This is a genomic window from Paenibacillus alginolyticus DSM 5050 = NBRC 15375 (genome assembly GCF_000422905.1).
GTDB lineage: Bacteria > Bacillota > Bacilli > Paenibacillales > NBRC-103111 > Paenibacillus_E > Paenibacillus_E alginolyticus.
In genome coordinates, this window is record NZ_AUGY01000001.1 from 69497 (window position 1) to 85763 (window position 16267).

Genomic DNA, 16267 nt, shown 5'->3' on the forward strand with positions numbered 1-16267 from the left:
GGATGTGAAGCCGGGTGGAAATGAAAGCTAGCATACTCGTTGTTGATGATGAGGAACGCATTCGTCGACTACTCAGAATGTATTTGGAAAAAGAGGGCTATATCATTGAAGAAGCAGAAGACGGTGAGACAGCGCTTCGGATGGCCACTGAAACGGACTATGACTTAGTGCTGCTCGATGTGATGCTGCCAGGTATTGATGGAATTGAAGTTTGCGCACGGCTTCGACAAGTGAAGTCCACGCCTGTCATTATGTTGACCGCCAAAGGCGAAGAGACGAATCGAGTTAGCGGATTTGAAGTTGGTGCAGATGACTATGTCGTTAAACCGTTCTCTCCACGCGAAGTCATCTACCGGGTTAAAGCGATTCTGCGCCGTTCGTCGGCGACAGCGTACTTGTCCAAAGATGCGAGTTCGAGCAATAATATCGTATTTCCTAACCTAATTATCGAACACGATGCGCATCGTGTAACCGCAGGAGGCCAGGAAGTAGCATTGACTCCGAAGGAATATGAGCTGCTGCACTATTTGGCCGTTTCTCCGGATAAAGTGTTCTCTCGTGAGGAACTGCTCAAGGACGTTTGGAATTACGAATTTTTTGGAGACCTACGTACCGTAGATACTCATGTAAAAAGACTCCGTGAAAAATTAAACAAAGTATCCCCGGATGCTGCGGCAATGATCACGACCGTATGGGGAGTAGGCTATAAGCTAGAGGTGCCCAAATAAAGTGTTTATTTTCAGAAGTGTCGTAGGTAAGCTCTGGTTAACGATTATTGGCCTAGTTGGGGTTGTACTGCTCATACTAGGTCTTTTTCTTGTTAATTACATGGAAAATTATTTCGCTCAAGCGAATGACCAAACAAAAACCCTGAAAAATGTGGCTGTTAAATTCTCGGAAGAAGCTTCGCATCACATGTTTGATGAGCAGTTTTATCAATTGAGCAATGAACTGCTAAGCTTCCAAGATGCTAAAATGCTGGTGATCTCCACGGATATGAAGGAAATGGTTACTCCTTCAACACAGGGAAGTAATTTAGCCACCTTCCATGTAACTGATTTTTTCACAGAAGCGGAGCTCCGACAAGTATTCGCAGGTCAGACGCAAGACAAACAAGTCAATATGACTGGCACGGGGCGAATTAAGGCAGGGGCTGAGTACCTTGTTGTTGCCGTACCATTAAGAAATCTTCAAGGCACCATCGTTGGTGCAACGCTTCTGTATCAATCTCTACAATCATTAGAAGCGACTCAATCCTATATGTTGAGATTGTTTATCTATGTATCCATAGTCGGCTTCCTTATGACGACTTTCTTCGCGTTCTTCTTATTCTCTCGAATTACTAGACCGCTTCAGCAGTTGAAAAAAGCAGCCGATTTCATCACGATGGGGGAGTATGGTACCCGTGTTCCCATTCAGTCCAAGGATGAAATTGGCGAGCTGGCCAAAACGTTCAACCACATGGGTGAGAAGATGCAGGAAAGCATTCGAGCCCTTAGTCAGGAAAAAGAGCATTTATCCAGTATATTACGAAGCATGACCGATGCGGTCATTACACTCGATGCGAATGGATCTGTTATGCTGACCAATCCGCAAGGCGAGAAGATCGTACAAGAGTGGAGCAAGATTGAATGGTCAGAGGATGATGAGGAGACTAGGCGCTTCCGTAAACCGGATACAGCGCTCGGAGATTGGGGATTAATGAGCTACAGCAATCCTTACTCGATTCCAATTCCTGTGCCATTGATTCCGTTGTTTGAAGCGGTGGTGGACGAATCGTCTGAAGCAGCCACGAAGCTACACGTGCAAAACGGCGTGTGGTCCGTCGCGATGACGCCGTTGTACACGAGCGATCAGGTACGCGGCGCCGTGGCTGTGCTCCGTAATGTTACGGAGGAGGAACGCCTCGATAAGCTGCGCAAGGATTTCGTGGCGAACGTGTCGCACGAGCTGCGTACGCCGATCTCGATGCTGCAGGGCTACAGCGAAGCCCTGCTGGATGACATCCCCTCCACGCCCGAAGAGCGCGTGGAGCTGGTGCAGGTCATTCACGACGAGTCGCTCCGCATGGGGCGTCTCGTCCGTGACCTGCTCGATCTGGCGCGGATGGAAGCCGGCCATCTCGAGCTAGTCTACAGGGAGGTCGAATTTGACTCCCTGGTGAGACGCATGCACCGCAAATTCGCGGTGCTGGCCAAAGAGCGCGGCATCATGCTAAGCGCTGCACTGCCTGAAGAGCCCCTCATCCTCGCACGGGGGGATGAGGACCGGCTTGAGCAGGTGTTAACGAACCTGCTCGACAATGCTTTTCGGCATACGGCCTCTGGGGCGCGTATTGCCATTAAGGCAGAGACCGCCGTCTACAAGGATCGGCCGGCGATCCGCATTGAGGTCTCCGACGAGGGGCAGGGGATTCCTGCCGACGACCTGCCGTTCATATTTGAACGCTTCTACAAGGCAGATAAAGCCCGAACGCGCGGTTCATCAGGTGGTACAGGGCTTGGACTCGCCATCGTAAAAAATATCATAGATGCACATAACGGCAGTGTAACCGTACAAAGTACTTTGGGACAAGGAACAACCTTTACTTTACTTTTACCTTGTTAGCGTAAATAAGCTTTAAATAACGAAATTCGACAAAAAAGAGGCGTTTGCTGAGTAAACTCACAGCAAACGCCTTTAATTTTGTAGAATATTCAGACAAAATCTTGTTGTTCGTGAAACACTTTGTTACCTTATCGCGATTAGATTATACCGTAAGGGCACGAACATTCACGATTTCGGCTTGCGTTGCAAGGTCAGCCAGTACTTCAGCAGGAGCAGACTTATCAATGGTTAGAACCATGATTGCCGAGCCGCCAATGACTTTACGTCCAACTTGCATCGTTGCGATGTTCACATTATTGCTTCCAAGAAGCGTACCAACGCGGCCAATAATACCCGGTTTATCGTTGTGGGAAATCAATAACAGGTTACCTTCGGCAGCGAAATCAACCGGATATTGATCGATACGAACGATTCGTTCACCGTAACCAGCTAGTAAAGTACCAGCAAGTGTTTTCTCTTCTTGCTTCGTTTTTACAGTAACGGTAACAAGATTTGTAAAGCTGTTGGCTGTGTTTGATGTTTGAACAACGATATTCACATCACGTGATTTAGCCAAGTGCATGGCATTCACGATATTAATCGATTCTAGTTGGTTCTCGAACACACCTTTTACGATGTAACGTGTTAATTGACTAGTATCGACGTCAATTAAATCACCCGCATAGTTCACAACGATTTCATAAACAGCGCCTTGTGCAATTTGACCAAGAATGGAGCCGATTTTTTCGCCGAGTCCAAAGTATGGTTGGAGTTTATTCAATACATTAGCTGGAACAGGCGGTAAGTTAACTGCATTTTTGAATGGTTCGTTGCGCAAGATATGAAGGACTTCTTCCGATACATCAATTGCTACGTTTTCTTGTGCTTCAATTGTTGAAGCACCAAGATGAGGGGTCACAATGACTTTCGGATTGTTCAAGAATGGGTGATCCTTTTGTGGCGGCTCTACTTCGAATACGTCGAAAGCAGCTCCGGCTACAATTCCTTGTTCAATCGCTTCAACCATCGCCATCTCATCAATAATACCGCCGCGTGCACAGTTGATAAGACGCATACCTTTTTTCATAATATCGAATTGCGGTTTGGAGATCAGGTGGCGCGTTTCTGGTGTGAGTGGCGTATGAACCGTGATGAAATCTGCTTTAGCAACAATTTCATTCACTGTACCAAGCTTAACGCCAATTTTCTCAGCGCGTTCTTCCGTCAGGAAAGGGTCATACCCGATAACTTCCATTCCAAATACTTTGGCACGTTTGGCAACTTCGCTTCCGATACGTCCCATGCCGAGAATACCGAGCGTTTTGTTGCGAAGCTCAACACCGATGAATTTCCGATCCCATTCGCCGCCAACTGTTTTCTTGTATGCTTGAGGAATCATACGTGCAGTAGACATCATCATGGCAAATGTAAGCTCACAAGTAGCAATCGTATTTCCGTCCGGTGCGTTAATAACGATAATACCGCGTTTTGTTGCTGCTTCCAAATCAATATTATCTACACCAACACCAGCGCGGCCAATAACCTTAAGCTTCGTTCCGGCATTCATGATTTTCTCTGTAACTTTCGTTTGGCTGCGAACTAAAAGCGCGTCATAGTCGCCAATGATGGAAATGAGCTCATCTTCGGATAAACCAGATTGCTTAACCACTTCAACATCGGCTGCATCGTAAAGCATTTGAATTCCCATGTCACTAATTGGATCGGATACTAGAACTTTGTACATAATTCGAACCCTCCTTAGAATATGAACATAAAAAAACTCCCAACCCCTCAGGTACAGACACGTATGTCTGTAGCCAAAGGGACGAGAGATTGCTTTCGTGGTACCACCCTAGTTCGCTGCCCATTCACATGGGAAGCCTCAATTGGTCTTGCGACCTGGAACTGTAACGTGTTCCTATCCCGATTGCATCTACTTTATTTCAATGCAATAACTCTGGAGTGCTCCGCAAATGTTCGCTACCGATTCGCACCTACCATCGGTTCTCTGAAAGCTACTTTACTTGCTTGGCTCCGTCAACGCTGTGCTGTGATATAGAATTTTCATAAGATTAACATGCGTTTGAAATCGTGTCAATACATGTCGAATCAATTTCACATGAAAGTCATAATTGAAATTTGAACGACTGATTTTCCAAAGCTTTTCGTTTATTTTATAGCAAGGACGCTTAGAAAGCAATGCTATTTGACTTGTCTTTTAGCCTGATTTTCGCTATTGTACTCGTTAAATAGATATTGCTCCTGCAGCAAGTAAGGAAGGAAGTGCCGTCATCGACATAACGAGTATTTATCCTAATAAATTCCTAGAAGCATTGGATCAACAGAAACTGAAAGACAGCATCATTATCGACGTAAGGGAACTACATGAATGGGAGTTTTATCATCTGGAGGAAGCACAGCTTATCCCGATGCAGCAAATTCCACATCGGATGGGTGAACTGCCGGATGACCGGGATATTTATATCGTATGTGCACATGGTGTGCGCAGCTATCGCGTTGCTGAATATTTGTTGGCGAACGGTTTTGAGCGGGTCATTAATGTAGATGGTGGGATGGCAGCGGTCGCTATGCTTCGCGGATTCCAATATGATTAAAAGAAAAAGCCGAGCGCATCCACGCCCGGCTTTTGATTCAATTTACATCTGAGAAAAATGGAAGCTGTGGAAGCAGCTCGTTGGCATACCACTTTGATTTCCCTTTGACAAAGTCTCCAGGTCGAACAGCATTTGTGCTTAGCAGCAGATCCATCGTTTGATTGATATCAGTTATGTTCATTTTCTTAGCTTGACCTGAGGCAATGAATTCATCAATTCGAATCGTCAAATCCTGTGGATAAAAAGGGGCGAACGCTTTATTTTTAAGTAATTTTGCTGTTATGTAATGATTTTTGACGTTAATGTTCATCGCACGCCATTGATCCAAATTGGCATTATTGTTTGGATCAAAATTCTCAATATCATGATCGATTGTGCCGTTCCAAGCAACGATGGAATCGAAATAATTTTTCTGAGCTGTCAATGCTTGTGTTTTGGCTTCTAGGAAATAGGCGTCCTTCTGGATCGCATCGAGTAGTTGAGGACTCGTAAGTCCATTGGCCTTGGTCTGATAACTTTTTAACGTATCTGCAAAAAGCTTCAGGCTTTTGAGATAGCCTTGGTGAGACTGCACCAGCAGCGGTGATGAAGCAGGCATACTCTTTTTTTGCAACTCATTGTATTTCTCATCAGCGAGCTTGTACAACTCTTTAAGAACGGCAGAGGCATCGACTGTTGAGTTGCCTAATTCAATTTGACTCATCAACTCAAACCATTTATTCTGAAATTCCCTAAAGGGCAAAAAGATGGTATGGTAATAAGATACGAGTACTTGTTGGTCGTAGGCTCCGATTTCCTGAACGACAGCCTTGTCAGCGTGCAATATTTTATCGTATTTTTGATCTGATTTCTCCTGGCCGACTCTTAACCCATAGAAAAAAGCGCCAAGTATACAAACAAGCATAAAGATAAACATGAGGGCGAATAAATAATCAGTGCGGGTTAGACGTTTATCCATAATTAAAGCTCCTTATTCTCTCTTTTTCTTTTAACTTAGTATAGGGGAAATAGCTATAAAAGGGAATATGTGAGGAAATGAGGCTGCTTCCTTGAAAAAATTCGATTTTAAGAACATTCGCTTCGGAAAAGTTGATGTGAATGAATTGAATGACCGAACATTATTACTTAATCTTTACATAACCCAGCTGCTTACGCTTATTATCGGTATTATCATCTTATTATTTCAGAGCAATCATAAGATTCTTTCCATGTTTACCATTCAAGGGAGCTGGAAGATTCTCATATGGGGAAGTTTGTTTGCTCTTCTTGTCCTGGGGATCGACGTTTTGATTTCTAGGTGGGTGCCCAAGGAAGTGTCAGACGATGGTGGAATTAATCAAATGTTATTCGGGAATCGACCTATATGGCATATAGCTTTGATTTCTCTCATCGTTGCAATCTGTGAAGAAGTGCTGTTTCGAGGAGCGATTCAGTATGCATGGGGTCCTTATTGGACGAGTATTTTGTTTGCAGCGATCCATATTCGCTATTTGCAGCATTGGTTAATGACAGGAATGGTTTTCAGTATAAGTTATGGTCTTGGGTGGATTTATCTTCAAACAGGGAGTTTGTGGACTCCGATAATTGCTCATTTTATAATTGATTTAGTAATGGGCTGTATACTTCGGTTCAGCAAGGAGGAAGAGCAGGGCACATGAGTGTAGGGGAAAGATCGCCTTTACGGTCTGATCGGAGGCCAATAGAGATAGAGGAAGACGATACGTACTTACCGCCGCGTAATGCTGTGCATCCCTCTGAACAGGGGAAGTGGACGCGTATATTCTATCTTACTTTATTGTGGTTATTCATTATTCTGGTGGTTAGTTTAACGGTTTGGGGCATTAAATATTATTCGTAAGGCGACTAAAATATAACAATCAACCTAAGTTGTGTAAAAGAAGTGGAGAAGCTATGATAGATTCATAGTTTTTTTCATTTTTTCACAGTTTCTTTTAACAGGAGGATGCAGCGTTATGAAGGGGAACCACAAAGTAAGATGGATTTTTAACGTAAAAATAATTGCAATTATATTTGTATTATGTTCAAGTATCTTTTGGTCAGCGAAACCATCGTATGCACTGTCTTATGGAACATTGTCTTATCCGCAAGGCGATGTTGGACTCTTACGTCCAGATATTGGAGTAACGCTTGAGCTAAGTGAAGGGAAAACGCCGGAAAGCTATCATTTTTACCTAAACGATAAAGAATTAAATGTTAGCTATGATCCCGTTTCGGTCAAATTTGTTTATCGCCCTACAGCTGATTTGCTGCCTGGGAACTATTCTGCACGTTTAGTTTTGTCTTTCAATGGCTATCAACCTATAACTATTAATTGGAAATTTAATGTGATAAAAGGAGCGGTCTCCTTATCATCTGAAACGACCAAAGAGCAGGAGGATGGACTTCAAGCGATCAATGATTATCGGGCTAAATTAGGGCTTTCGAAGGTCAAATTCAGTAGTGCTTTGAATACAGCAGCCCAGAAGCATGCGCAGTATTTATCTCAAAATAAAATCGATCCTATTCGGACGTCGGTTTCTTTGCATGATGAGGACCCAGCGCTTCCTGGTTATATCGGGAAGTCATTAAGAGAGCGGGTACAATTCATCGGGTACTCGCGTTCAAGCAGTGAGGATGTAGCTTATAATCGGGTTTCCTTAGTTGAAGCTATAGATAGTTTATTTGATGCTCCTTATCATCGTTCGCCTTTCATGGTGCCAGGACTCGTTGAAATAGGTGTGTTTAAAGATGGTGATTATCATGTTATCGAATTTGGTTTCTCAGATGGGATTGCACCAGAACTAGTCGTTTCTCCAGGAAATAATGATGTGTATGTGCCAACCATTTTCGATGGTCATGAGACTCCGGATCCAATTCGCTTGCATACAGGAGCTGAATATCCAGTCGGCTATCCGATCATGGCTTCCTTAAACGGTCCAGGGGTGAAGAAAGTAAGTTTGGTTGAGGCGGAATTAAAAGATGAGAGCGGAAATGCCGTATCACTACTGAAAAATGAGCCGGGTAAAGATGATCATCTGGATACCGAAGTGATTGTTATGCCTTCGAAACCACTAGAATTGGATACAACCTATAAAGCCAAAATCAAATTGACAGCAATCATGGAAGATGGAAGCACAAGACCTTATTCGAAAGAATGGACATTCCGCACGGAACCTCGGGTTGGAGTTGGTGTGCTTAAACTTCATAAGGATGCTGTTGCTTACACGTTGCAAATGGCTAATTTCGGGCTAAATCGCAATCACTTGGTTTCATTTGGATTAAATGAGGACAAGTATCTACTTGATTTAATCCCTTATCCAATGAAGCAAAAGCCATATATTCAAGATGGGACTTCATATCTTTACATTAGAGACCTTGCCGCGGCACTTGGTGCAACAGTTGAGTGGGACGATAGCCAGAAAGCTGCTGTTTACAAAAAGAAAGACAAGACAATTATCTTTTATACGAACCGCAATGCGTATAGTTTGAATGGTGTAGAGTATAAGACAGAATCTGCTGCAAAGCTCATTCATGAAACAACGATGATACCGGTGCGGCTGCTTTCTGAAACTCTTGGAGCGAAAGTGACCTATGAGGAAAGTACAAGAACAGTGAATATTAGTTATTAATTAAAATAGAGCCTTGCAAAGCCGACATCTGATGTGTAGGCACTGCAAGGCTCTTTTATCATTTCATTTCAAGCTCAATGGCATTCGGATCTACGAAGGAATATCCCTTTTCCTCGAGTTGGGTAAGAAGTGTGTCTAGGGCCTTCACTGTCCAAGGCAGCTCGTGCATCAAAATATTACTGCCGTCATGCAATTGTTTCATCACGTTTTCGATCACTTTACCGGAATCGTTATTTTTATTGGTCATATCCCAGTCTAATGAACCGTTGGACCATGTCATATAAAGCATCTTATTGTCTTTCACTTTGGTTTTCAAATAGTCATTGCCCGAACCATAAGGAGGTCTGAAAAAAACAGGCGATTGTCCAGTTAATTCTTTTACTATTTTTTGGACATCATCCACTTGCTGGTCAATCTTTTCATTCGTCATGCTTTTCAAGTTATCGTGGTCCCAGGCATGATTGCCAATGATATTCCCGCTGCTATAAAGGAGTTTGACAAGTTCGGGCTTTTGTTTGATACGGTATCCATTCAAGAAGAAGATTGCCTTGGCATTATGTTTTTTTAGGATGTCGATTAATGCCTGGTTCATGGCTTGTTCCTTCGGACCGTCATCAAAGGTTAAAAGTACGATCTTTTTGTTTCCAGTGGGATCGTTTGGCACAATATCATAGTTTTTATTCATATGATATGTTTTTTTTACAACTTCAGGAGCTGGTGTTGACGCTGTTGGAGTTGGAGTTGAAACGGGTGTCGCTGTAGGTGTTGGACTCGGTGAAATGGTGGCGACAGTTGCTGGTGTAGAGCTAGTTGTTGCGGCGGGACTTGTTTGGTTTGCACTGCAGGCAGCTAATAAGATCATGACACTCATCATTAGTACACTGGCTTTTTTGTTCATTATCCTTCGTTCTCCTCAGGTCATTATACTTGTAGGTCCATTCCTATAGTACCACATTTCACAGATAACATATCTCCTTTGTTTTCCTCTCACCCTTAACGTATGCCCTCTTAGAAACTCGCACAACCTATGAAGGATTCATACTACTTGACATGGAGGGAGACCCAATGAAGATAGGTACATTTTTGCTCGGCGGTATTGCTGGTGCGGCGGCGGTTATATATCTCAATCGTAAAAGTAAATCCATGTTGTTCTCAGCTTTCAGTTCGTCCAGTGAATCGATGGGTAAAGTTGTTGATAAAGCAAAGGACTCGTTGGTGAACAAATCATTTGGAAATTCGTCAGCCAAAAGTTTCTCGACTTCAAACTCGAATGGCCTGAATCAAGTGGAAAAAATAGTGAAAGAAGATCCTCATTTGAAAGCAACAGTCAATGAAATCATGCGTGAAAATAAAGAAAGTTCATCAACTATCCAATGAACATACGTATGAAGCACAGTCCGGCATACCCAAGGTGCCGGCTGTGCTTTTCTTTTTATACATAACTTGCGCGTGCAATTGCACGCAATTAATGTTAACATGATAGGTGAAAACGAAAGAAGGATGCATGTCCATTTTCGTTCTCAAAGGTTCACCTTTTTCTTTTTTTATCATATTCTGTTTTAATAAGATTACCATGCTTTCGATGCAAGCTTTCCAGTCGGAAGGCTCAAAGGAGGATCCTATCATGAAAATAGAACGCTTAAGTCAGGATAAGATACGGATTTTCCTAACATTCGATGACTTAACTGAACGCGGAATTCAAAAGGACGACATGTGGAGAGAAATTCCCAAAGTACACGAATTATTTAGTGAAATGATGGATCAAGCCTATTCCGAGCTCGGATTTGACCCGTCCGGCCCGCTTGCTGTTGAGGTGTTTGCACTTCCAGCACAAGGAATGGTCGTTATTGTGACCAGAGGGAAGCTTGATTTGTATGCAAACTCAGATGCATATGACGATCACGAAGCTGAAGAAGTGTACGAAATGGAAGTAACGCTAGAACAAAGCGATTTAGTCTCCTATGCTTTCCGTGATTTTGAAGACCTGGTGCGTGTATCCAAAGTAATTAATCCCCTTCTCATGGAAGGCGGTACCCTTTATTCCTACAAAGGGAAATATATTTTACAGCTCGAGCCTGTTGACCTCGAAGAAACGAAATATCAAGCGTTAATTGCAGTCTTATCTGAATTCGGCGAAGCCGCTTCCGTTACGCAAGCAGTGCTTGAAGAGTATGGGAAGACAATCATTGCAGATGATGCCGTTAAGGTGCTCTGCCGTCATTTCAAATAAGGCCATCTTCCTTACTTTTTGATGAAGAATGAAACAAGCATTTCCAAAAACGATTGTTTTTGCAGATGCTTGTTTTGTTGGTTAATCGTGATTATTTATTAACGTGGCGAGTAGATAGCGGGGGAGTCCTAGATGACTAGCATAGATCGCAAACGGCTGGCGCCTACTCTGGCTGCTGTTGATTTGGACGGGTTATTGACCTATTACCAAAAACAGCTCCGTGAGGAGGCTTATTTCTATTTACAAAAAAGAGGAATAACGGAAGAAACGGTATTACAGTACCGTATTGGCTTTGAAATTGGCAAGATAGGATTCTATGTTGATCAGAATCAGCTAGGTGATTACTTCGAGCATAGGGTTATTGTTCCAATTCGGAACTATGACGGCGAAATTGTCGACTTAATCGGACGCTCGATTGACAATAGAGAACCGAAATATAAACCTTTGTATGGTTTAGATCAGTATCTCTTTAATTACTCAGCACTTGAAGATACAGATGAAGTAGTTCTTTGTAACGGGATATTCGATGTCCTGACATTATCTCAGGCCAAAATGCCAGCTGTTTGTGTTCCTGATAACGGTATGTTTAAAGAACAACATTTATCACTATTTGCTGGTAAACGGGTTTATATTTGTATGGGGAATGACGAGACCGGAAGAAGGGATTCTACACGAATAGAAGCCTTATTCAGGGAACAGGGCAATGAGACATTTATCATAAATTTGCCTGAAACCATTCGGGATATTAACGATTTGTTCATAAGAGCTCAGAATCCTGTTGAGACATTTCTCGCTATAGTTAATAAAACCGTTGAGGAAACAATGCTGGCCCCTGTAGCTCCAGATATCAAAAATAGCACCGTTTATTTAGAAGAATATATGAAACGCTTCCGCGGTCAAGTCGCTAGTATTCGCACTGGCTTTGCCAAGCTGGATCTGTTACTTTTCGGCGGCTTTGGGAATGGCTTGTATTTACTGGCAGGTTCAGGCTCCATTGGCAAGAGCATGCTGCTTAAACAAATGGCTGATGAACTTGCTTTTCAGCAGAACCCAGTCATTTTTGTATCATGGGACATGACGAATTTCGAACTTTGGGCACGAAGCATTGCAAGGATTATTGGTATAGCTCCACAGAAAGTACTTGGGGGCAAAGTTGATCCCGAACAGGTAGCAGAAGCGAACAAGCAGTATGTGAAAATTAGTAAAATGCTTTGGATGCTTGAGTGTTCGATAGATACAACGCTTGATCAAGTTGCTGCTTCTATTGAACGGATTGCTGCTGTTGTCGGCAAAGAACCTGTTATTTTCATTGATCACTTGCAGCGAATTCCTGCAGCTAAAGGGGCAACACCGCTAACTTGGGAGCAGCAGCAGGCTGCGATCGCCTATACGCTTAAACAATGGTCCAGAGAATGGAATTGTCCTATTATCGCAGCTACAGCTCTAGAGCTTGGCCAAGACAACGTGCCCGACAATGTGCAAGCTTCGGCTGATGTAGTCATGATTATGCAGCCTAATGAAACAGAAGAGGACCAACCGCAGTCGATATCGCTTGTATTGAAGAAGAATCGAAATGGTACAATAGGGAATATCCCACTCATTTTCCACAATGATTGTGCATTGTTTACGGAGTAAGACATAGAAAAGTCATCCGAAAATGACTATAATGGTCATATTACGTATGGAATCGGGAATGGCTTTGTTATTCTATAAGGTAGTGAACAAAAAGGGGGAGCTGCAATTGCAAATTCTGCCGATCATTATGGCAGCCATAGCGCCAGGTCTCTCATTGCTAACGTACTTTTATTTGAAGGACCGATACGAAACGGAACCGATTCATCTAGTTATTCGAATGTTTTTGTTCGGTGTTCTGCTTGTATACCCTACAATGGTACTGCAGAATTCGTTGATTGAAGAGTTTGGAAAGGGGACGTTTTTCTCGGCCTTTTTCCTATCTGGTGGCATTGAAGAGTTTATGAAATGGTTTATCCTCTATCATTTGATCTTTAGGCATGAAGCCTTTGATGAACCTTATGACGGAATTGTGTACGCAGTAGCCGTAAGCTTAGGTTATGCGACTTTGGAAAATATCATTTATGCTTTCCTTAATGCCTCATCTTTCTCTGCACTGATGATTCGCGCTCTATTGCCTGTTTCAGCGCATGCTTTGTTCGGTGTCATGATGGGTTACTATTTGGGTAAGGCTAAATTCATTCCGCACAAAGCGCGAAGGTATCTATGGATGTCCTTGCTGCTGCCTATTTTGTGGCATGGATTGTTTGATTATATTTTGCTTTTATTCAAAACGAACTGGATTTGGATCATGATTCCAGTCATGTCTTTTCTATGGATTCGTACGATTTGGCGGGTTGATCGTGCTAATGCTCATTCCCCATTACGCATCGCGACAGCCGAAGAGAAGATTAAAGTGAGCTAAAATAGGTCATAATGGACTGTATAGATGGCGATTCCAAGCTGTAAGCTTCGGAACGACCGGGAGGGTGTACATGTCCACGACAAGAGTCAAAGTAAAGATCCGCTGCCGATTATGCGGTGAAAAGTTTGTGCTGATAGGCAAAAAAGAAAAAGGGAAAATTGAAACGGGATTCCGTCAATGCATTTGCAGCAATCAGCAAGACTTTGAAGTAGAGACCGAAGATTAGCGGGGGCCATTCTTTTAAGAATTGGCCTCTTTTTGTTGTCAATCTTGTATAAACCTGTCTCCCCACGTAAAAACTAAGCGCAAGTTTGGGTACGAAAGGAGCAGTCGCGTGTATAAAAGATTAAGTATTGTTATGTTTCCCTTCCTCTTGCTTGCCTTGATTGGTGCTTCAGTGTGGGGATATTTGGAACATCAAGAGAAGAATACGATTTTGATCAAAGCAGAAAATCAGTATCAACGTGCGTTCCATGATCTTTCTTTCCATGTGGATAAGCTTCATACTGAGCTTGGAAATACGTTGGCTGTTAACGCAACCTCAGAGCCTTCCTACCGAAAGGGATTGGTGAATGTATGGCGGCTAACGAGCCAAGCGCAAAGCGATATTACGCAGCTGCCGCTAACCCTGCTGCCATTTAATAAAACGGAAGATTTCTTAGCAAATATGGCTAATTTCTCTTACCGAATGTCCGTACGCGACATGACGAAGCAGCCTCTAAATGAGCAAGAAATAAAAACGTTGAGCGCTCTTTACGATCATTCCTCGGAGATAACAAAGGAAATACGCGGTGTTCAGGATAAGGTATTGTCCAAAAACCTGCGATGGATGGACGTCGAGGTCGCCCTAGCTTCTAAAAATGAACCACATGATAATGCGATCATTGATGGCTTTTCAACCGTTGACAAAAAAGTTGGAGCCTACGAGGAGCTAAACTGGGGACCAGGAAATTTAAGCATATTTTCCAAAAATGATGTTAGTGCCTTGTCAGGAAATGATATGACGGCTGATCAAATTAAACAAAAAGCAGCGCAATTTCTGGGAGTCAATGATACAGCCAATATGAAAGTAATTGAGAATGGCGGCAGCTCGCCAGAATATCAAAGCTTTAGCGTTGTAGTTCCAGGTGGAGACGGCAGTGAAAATGATATTCAGATGGATTTCACAAAAAAAGGCGGTCACCTCATTTATTTTATGAAGCCACGAACCGTTAAAGAATCCAAGTTTGATCTTAGACAAGCGCGAGATATTGCTAATGAGTTCTTAGATCAACACGAATATAAAGATATGAGCGCAGTAAGCTATGATCAATATCAAAATATCGCTAACATTATTTTCGCTAAACGAGAAAAGGATGTTACGATTTATCCTCAGCAGGCTAGTATTAAAGTAGCTTTGGACACCCTTGAAGTCATTGGTGTGCAGGCCACCGACTATATATATGGTCAAAAACAGCGAACAGTTGGTCAGCCTAAAATGACTGCAGCCGAAGCGCGAAAGCAGCTTAACCCGAAAATGGAAGTAACTGGGGAGTCTTTGGCGATCATTAAAAATGAATTAGACGAAGAAGTGCTTTGTCATGAATTTATCGGGAAGATGAACAACAATATTTATCGTGTCTATATGAATAGTGAGAATGGCACGCAAGAGAAAATTGAAACCATACGCCCTGAACAGGCAGAAGCAGCTGCTGCTGCGAAGAAATAATCATAGAGAAGAAGCGGGTTCAATCCTAGCTTCTTTTTTTTTGCTATCATAATTAATAGAGCATTGGTATAATTAGGACATATTACGTCTCGGAGGTGCAGAAATTGCTTCCTAAAGTCAACCAGATCTTACATATGCAAGTGAACAGCATCGACGATGAAGAGTCCAAAATTGAATACAAGTCAAGAATTGCTGACGTGACGGATCATGTGATCGCCATTGAGCTCCCGCTGAATGAGAAAACAGGCCGACTCAAGAAGCTTTATCAAGGTGATGAATTAAGCACGTTCTTTTTAGGTCAAGGCGGAGTGAAGCACTACTTCACAACTTCCGTTACTGGTTTTAGAGAAGACGTGATTCGCTTAGTGGAACTGCGTAAACCAGAGCCTGAAGCCATTACGCAAGTTCAACGCAGAAGTTTTCTAAGGGTACTGGCGGAACTTGAAATTGCCGTTAAATTGTCAGATCAAATTCAATTCATTGGCGTGACGGAAGATGTCGGCGGCGGCGGGATTTCGTTTATTTGTGAAGGACATATCCCAATCGGAATGAATGCCATTATCTCATGTTGGGTTCTTGTTCCATTCAAGAATGGTAATATTGAGCATATTCCGTTTACTGGCGAGGTTGTCCGCGTTAAACAGCTCGAGTCTGGCAAGCAATTGGCTATGATCAGATTTACGGATATAGCCGATCGTGAACGTCAGAAACTAATTCGCTTTTGCTTTGAGAGACAAATGGATTTCCGTAAACGATAACGCATGAGATTTCACCTGCATGGGCATACTACCAAGCAATATGTCAATGTGAGCAGGTGGGGCATCTCATGTCAAGGGATCGGGAAAATAAGTCATACGAGCAGCTGTTTATCCTCTTTTCTGCAAAGGTAGAGAAGGTGATCATTCGGACAACGCTCGTATTTTTCGTTTTACTTATATGTGTTCAGGCGATGCTTCAAATTCCCTACATACGTAAGCATTTTACACGTGTTGAACCCCTAGAGGGCAAGCCCTATATTTGGCCTCAAAATGGGAAGGGAGAGCGCACTTAGGCATATCTAAA

General features: G+C 42.9%; 17 protein-coding genes and 1 other annotated feature. Of the genes, 14 read left to right on the forward strand and 3 right to left on the reverse strand.

The window, feature by feature from the left end; genetic code table 11:
- Positions 1 to 20: 20 nt before the first annotated feature.
- A complete protein-coding gene (locus G519_RS0100385) occupies positions 21 to 728 on the forward strand; it encodes a response regulator transcription factor (RefSeq protein ID WP_036631784.1) in 708 nt (235 codons plus the stop codon).
- A gap of 1 nt (position 729) precedes the next feature.
- Positions 730 to 2607 (forward strand): sensor histidine kinase, encoded by a 1878-nt coding sequence (locus G519_RS0100390; protein ID WP_029192976.1) that lies wholly within the window; start codon positions 730 to 732, stop codon positions 2605 to 2607.
- 142 nt (positions 2608 to 2749) lie between these two features.
- Here the strand turns inward: G519_RS0100390 and serA are convergent, their stop codons facing one another.
- The gene (gene serA, locus G519_RS0100395) at positions 2750 to 4330 is read right to left on the reverse strand and encodes a phosphoglycerate dehydrogenase (protein ID WP_029192977.1); all 1581 of its coding nucleotides are present in this window, start codon (positions 4328 to 4330) and stop codon (positions 2750 to 2752) included.
- Between the two features lie 74 nt (positions 4331 to 4404).
- Positions 4405 to 4636 (reverse strand) — a binding site (T-box leader).
- A gap of 256 nt (positions 4637 to 4892) precedes the next feature.
- Here serA and G519_RS0100400 point away from each other — a divergent pair.
- Positions 4893 to 5201, forward strand: a complete 309-nt coding sequence (locus G519_RS0100400; protein ID WP_279626863.1) for a rhodanese-like domain-containing protein — start codon at positions 4893 to 4895, stop codon at positions 5199 to 5201.
- Positions 5202 to 5238: 37 nt separating this feature from the next.
- Here G519_RS0100400 and G519_RS0100405 read toward each other — a convergent pair whose 3' ends face one another.
- Positions 5239 to 6159: a hypothetical protein gene (locus G519_RS0100405; protein ID WP_029192979.1), complete on the reverse strand. Its 921-nt coding sequence runs from the start codon at positions 6157 to 6159 to the stop codon at positions 5239 to 5241.
- Between the two features lie 91 nt (positions 6160 to 6250).
- On the opposite strand from G519_RS0100405, the gene G519_RS0100410 reads away from it, so the two are divergent.
- The 3 genes from G519_RS0100410 to G519_RS0100420 all read left to right on the forward strand — a co-directional run bounded on the left by G519_RS0100410 (position 6251) and on the right by G519_RS0100420 (position 8830).
- Positions 6251 to 6859 carry a CPBP family intramembrane glutamic endopeptidase gene (locus G519_RS0100410; RefSeq protein WP_029192980.1) on the forward strand — a complete coding sequence of 203 codons (609 nt, stop codon included), beginning with the start codon at positions 6251 to 6253 and terminating at the stop codon, positions 6857 to 6859.
- A complete protein-coding gene (locus G519_RS0100415) occupies positions 6856 to 7059 on the forward strand; it encodes a hypothetical protein (protein WP_029192981.1) in 204 nt (67 codons plus the stop codon). Before G519_RS0100410 ends, G519_RS0100415 begins: the two co-directional genes overlap by 4 nt.
- Positions 7060 to 7174: 115 nt before the next feature.
- A complete protein-coding gene (locus G519_RS0100420; RefSeq protein ID WP_029192982.1) occupies positions 7175 to 8830 on the forward strand; it encodes a stalk domain-containing protein in 1656 nt (551 codons plus the stop codon).
- 58 nt (positions 8831 to 8888) lie between these two features.
- Here G519_RS0100420 and G519_RS0100425 read toward each other — a convergent pair whose 3' ends face one another.
- Positions 8889 to 9728 (reverse strand): polysaccharide deacetylase family protein, encoded by an 840-nt coding sequence (locus G519_RS0100425; protein ID WP_029192983.1) that lies wholly within the window; start codon positions 9726 to 9728, stop codon positions 8889 to 8891.
- Positions 9729 to 9895: 167 nt separating this feature from the next.
- Here G519_RS0100425 and G519_RS0100430 point away from each other — a divergent pair, with 167 nt between their 5' ends.
- The 8 genes from G519_RS0100430 (at position 9896) to G519_RS0100470 (ending at position 16256) form a co-directional block, all read left to right on the forward strand.
- Positions 9896 to 10207 carry a hypothetical protein gene (locus tag G519_RS0100430; RefSeq protein WP_029192984.1) on the forward strand — a complete coding sequence of 104 codons (312 nt, stop codon included), beginning with the start codon at positions 9896 to 9898 and terminating at the stop codon, positions 10205 to 10207.
- A 247-nt stretch (positions 10208 to 10454) separates the two neighbouring features.
- Positions 10455 to 11060, forward strand: a complete 606-nt coding sequence (locus G519_RS0100440) for a genetic competence negative regulator (protein WP_029192986.1) — start codon at positions 10455 to 10457, stop codon at positions 11058 to 11060.
- Between the two features lie 132 nt (positions 11061 to 11192).
- Complete coding sequence (locus G519_RS0100445) at positions 11193 to 12695, forward strand: DnaB-like helicase C-terminal domain-containing protein (protein ID WP_051252977.1); 1503 nt, start codon at positions 11193 to 11195, stop codon at positions 12693 to 12695.
- Positions 12696 to 12801: 106 nt separating this feature from the next.
- The gene (prsW, locus tag G519_RS0100450) at positions 12802 to 13497 is read left to right on the forward strand and encodes a glutamic-type intramembrane protease PrsW (protein ID WP_029192988.1); all 696 of its coding nucleotides are present in this window, start codon (positions 12802 to 12804) and stop codon (positions 13495 to 13497) included.
- A 70-nt stretch (positions 13498 to 13567) separates the two neighbouring features.
- Entirely contained in the window at positions 13568 to 13723 is a 156-nt protein-coding gene (locus G519_RS51210) for a hypothetical protein (protein ID WP_164826740.1), read from the forward strand.
- A 108-nt stretch (positions 13724 to 13831) separates the two neighbouring features.
- A complete protein-coding gene (gene ypeB, locus G519_RS0100460) occupies positions 13832 to 15205 on the forward strand; it encodes a germination protein YpeB (protein ID WP_029192989.1) in 1374 nt (457 codons plus the stop codon).
- Between the two features lie 104 nt (positions 15206 to 15309).
- Positions 15310 to 15963: a flagellar brake protein gene (locus G519_RS0100465; protein ID WP_029192990.1), complete on the forward strand. Its 654-nt coding sequence runs from the start codon at positions 15310 to 15312 to the stop codon at positions 15961 to 15963.
- Positions 15964 to 16031: 68 nt separating this feature from the next.
- The gene (locus G519_RS0100470) at positions 16032 to 16256 is read left to right on the forward strand and encodes a hypothetical protein (RefSeq protein WP_036631716.1); all 225 of its coding nucleotides are present in this window, start codon (positions 16032 to 16034) and stop codon (positions 16254 to 16256) included.
- Positions 16257 to 16267: the final 11 nt, after the last annotated feature.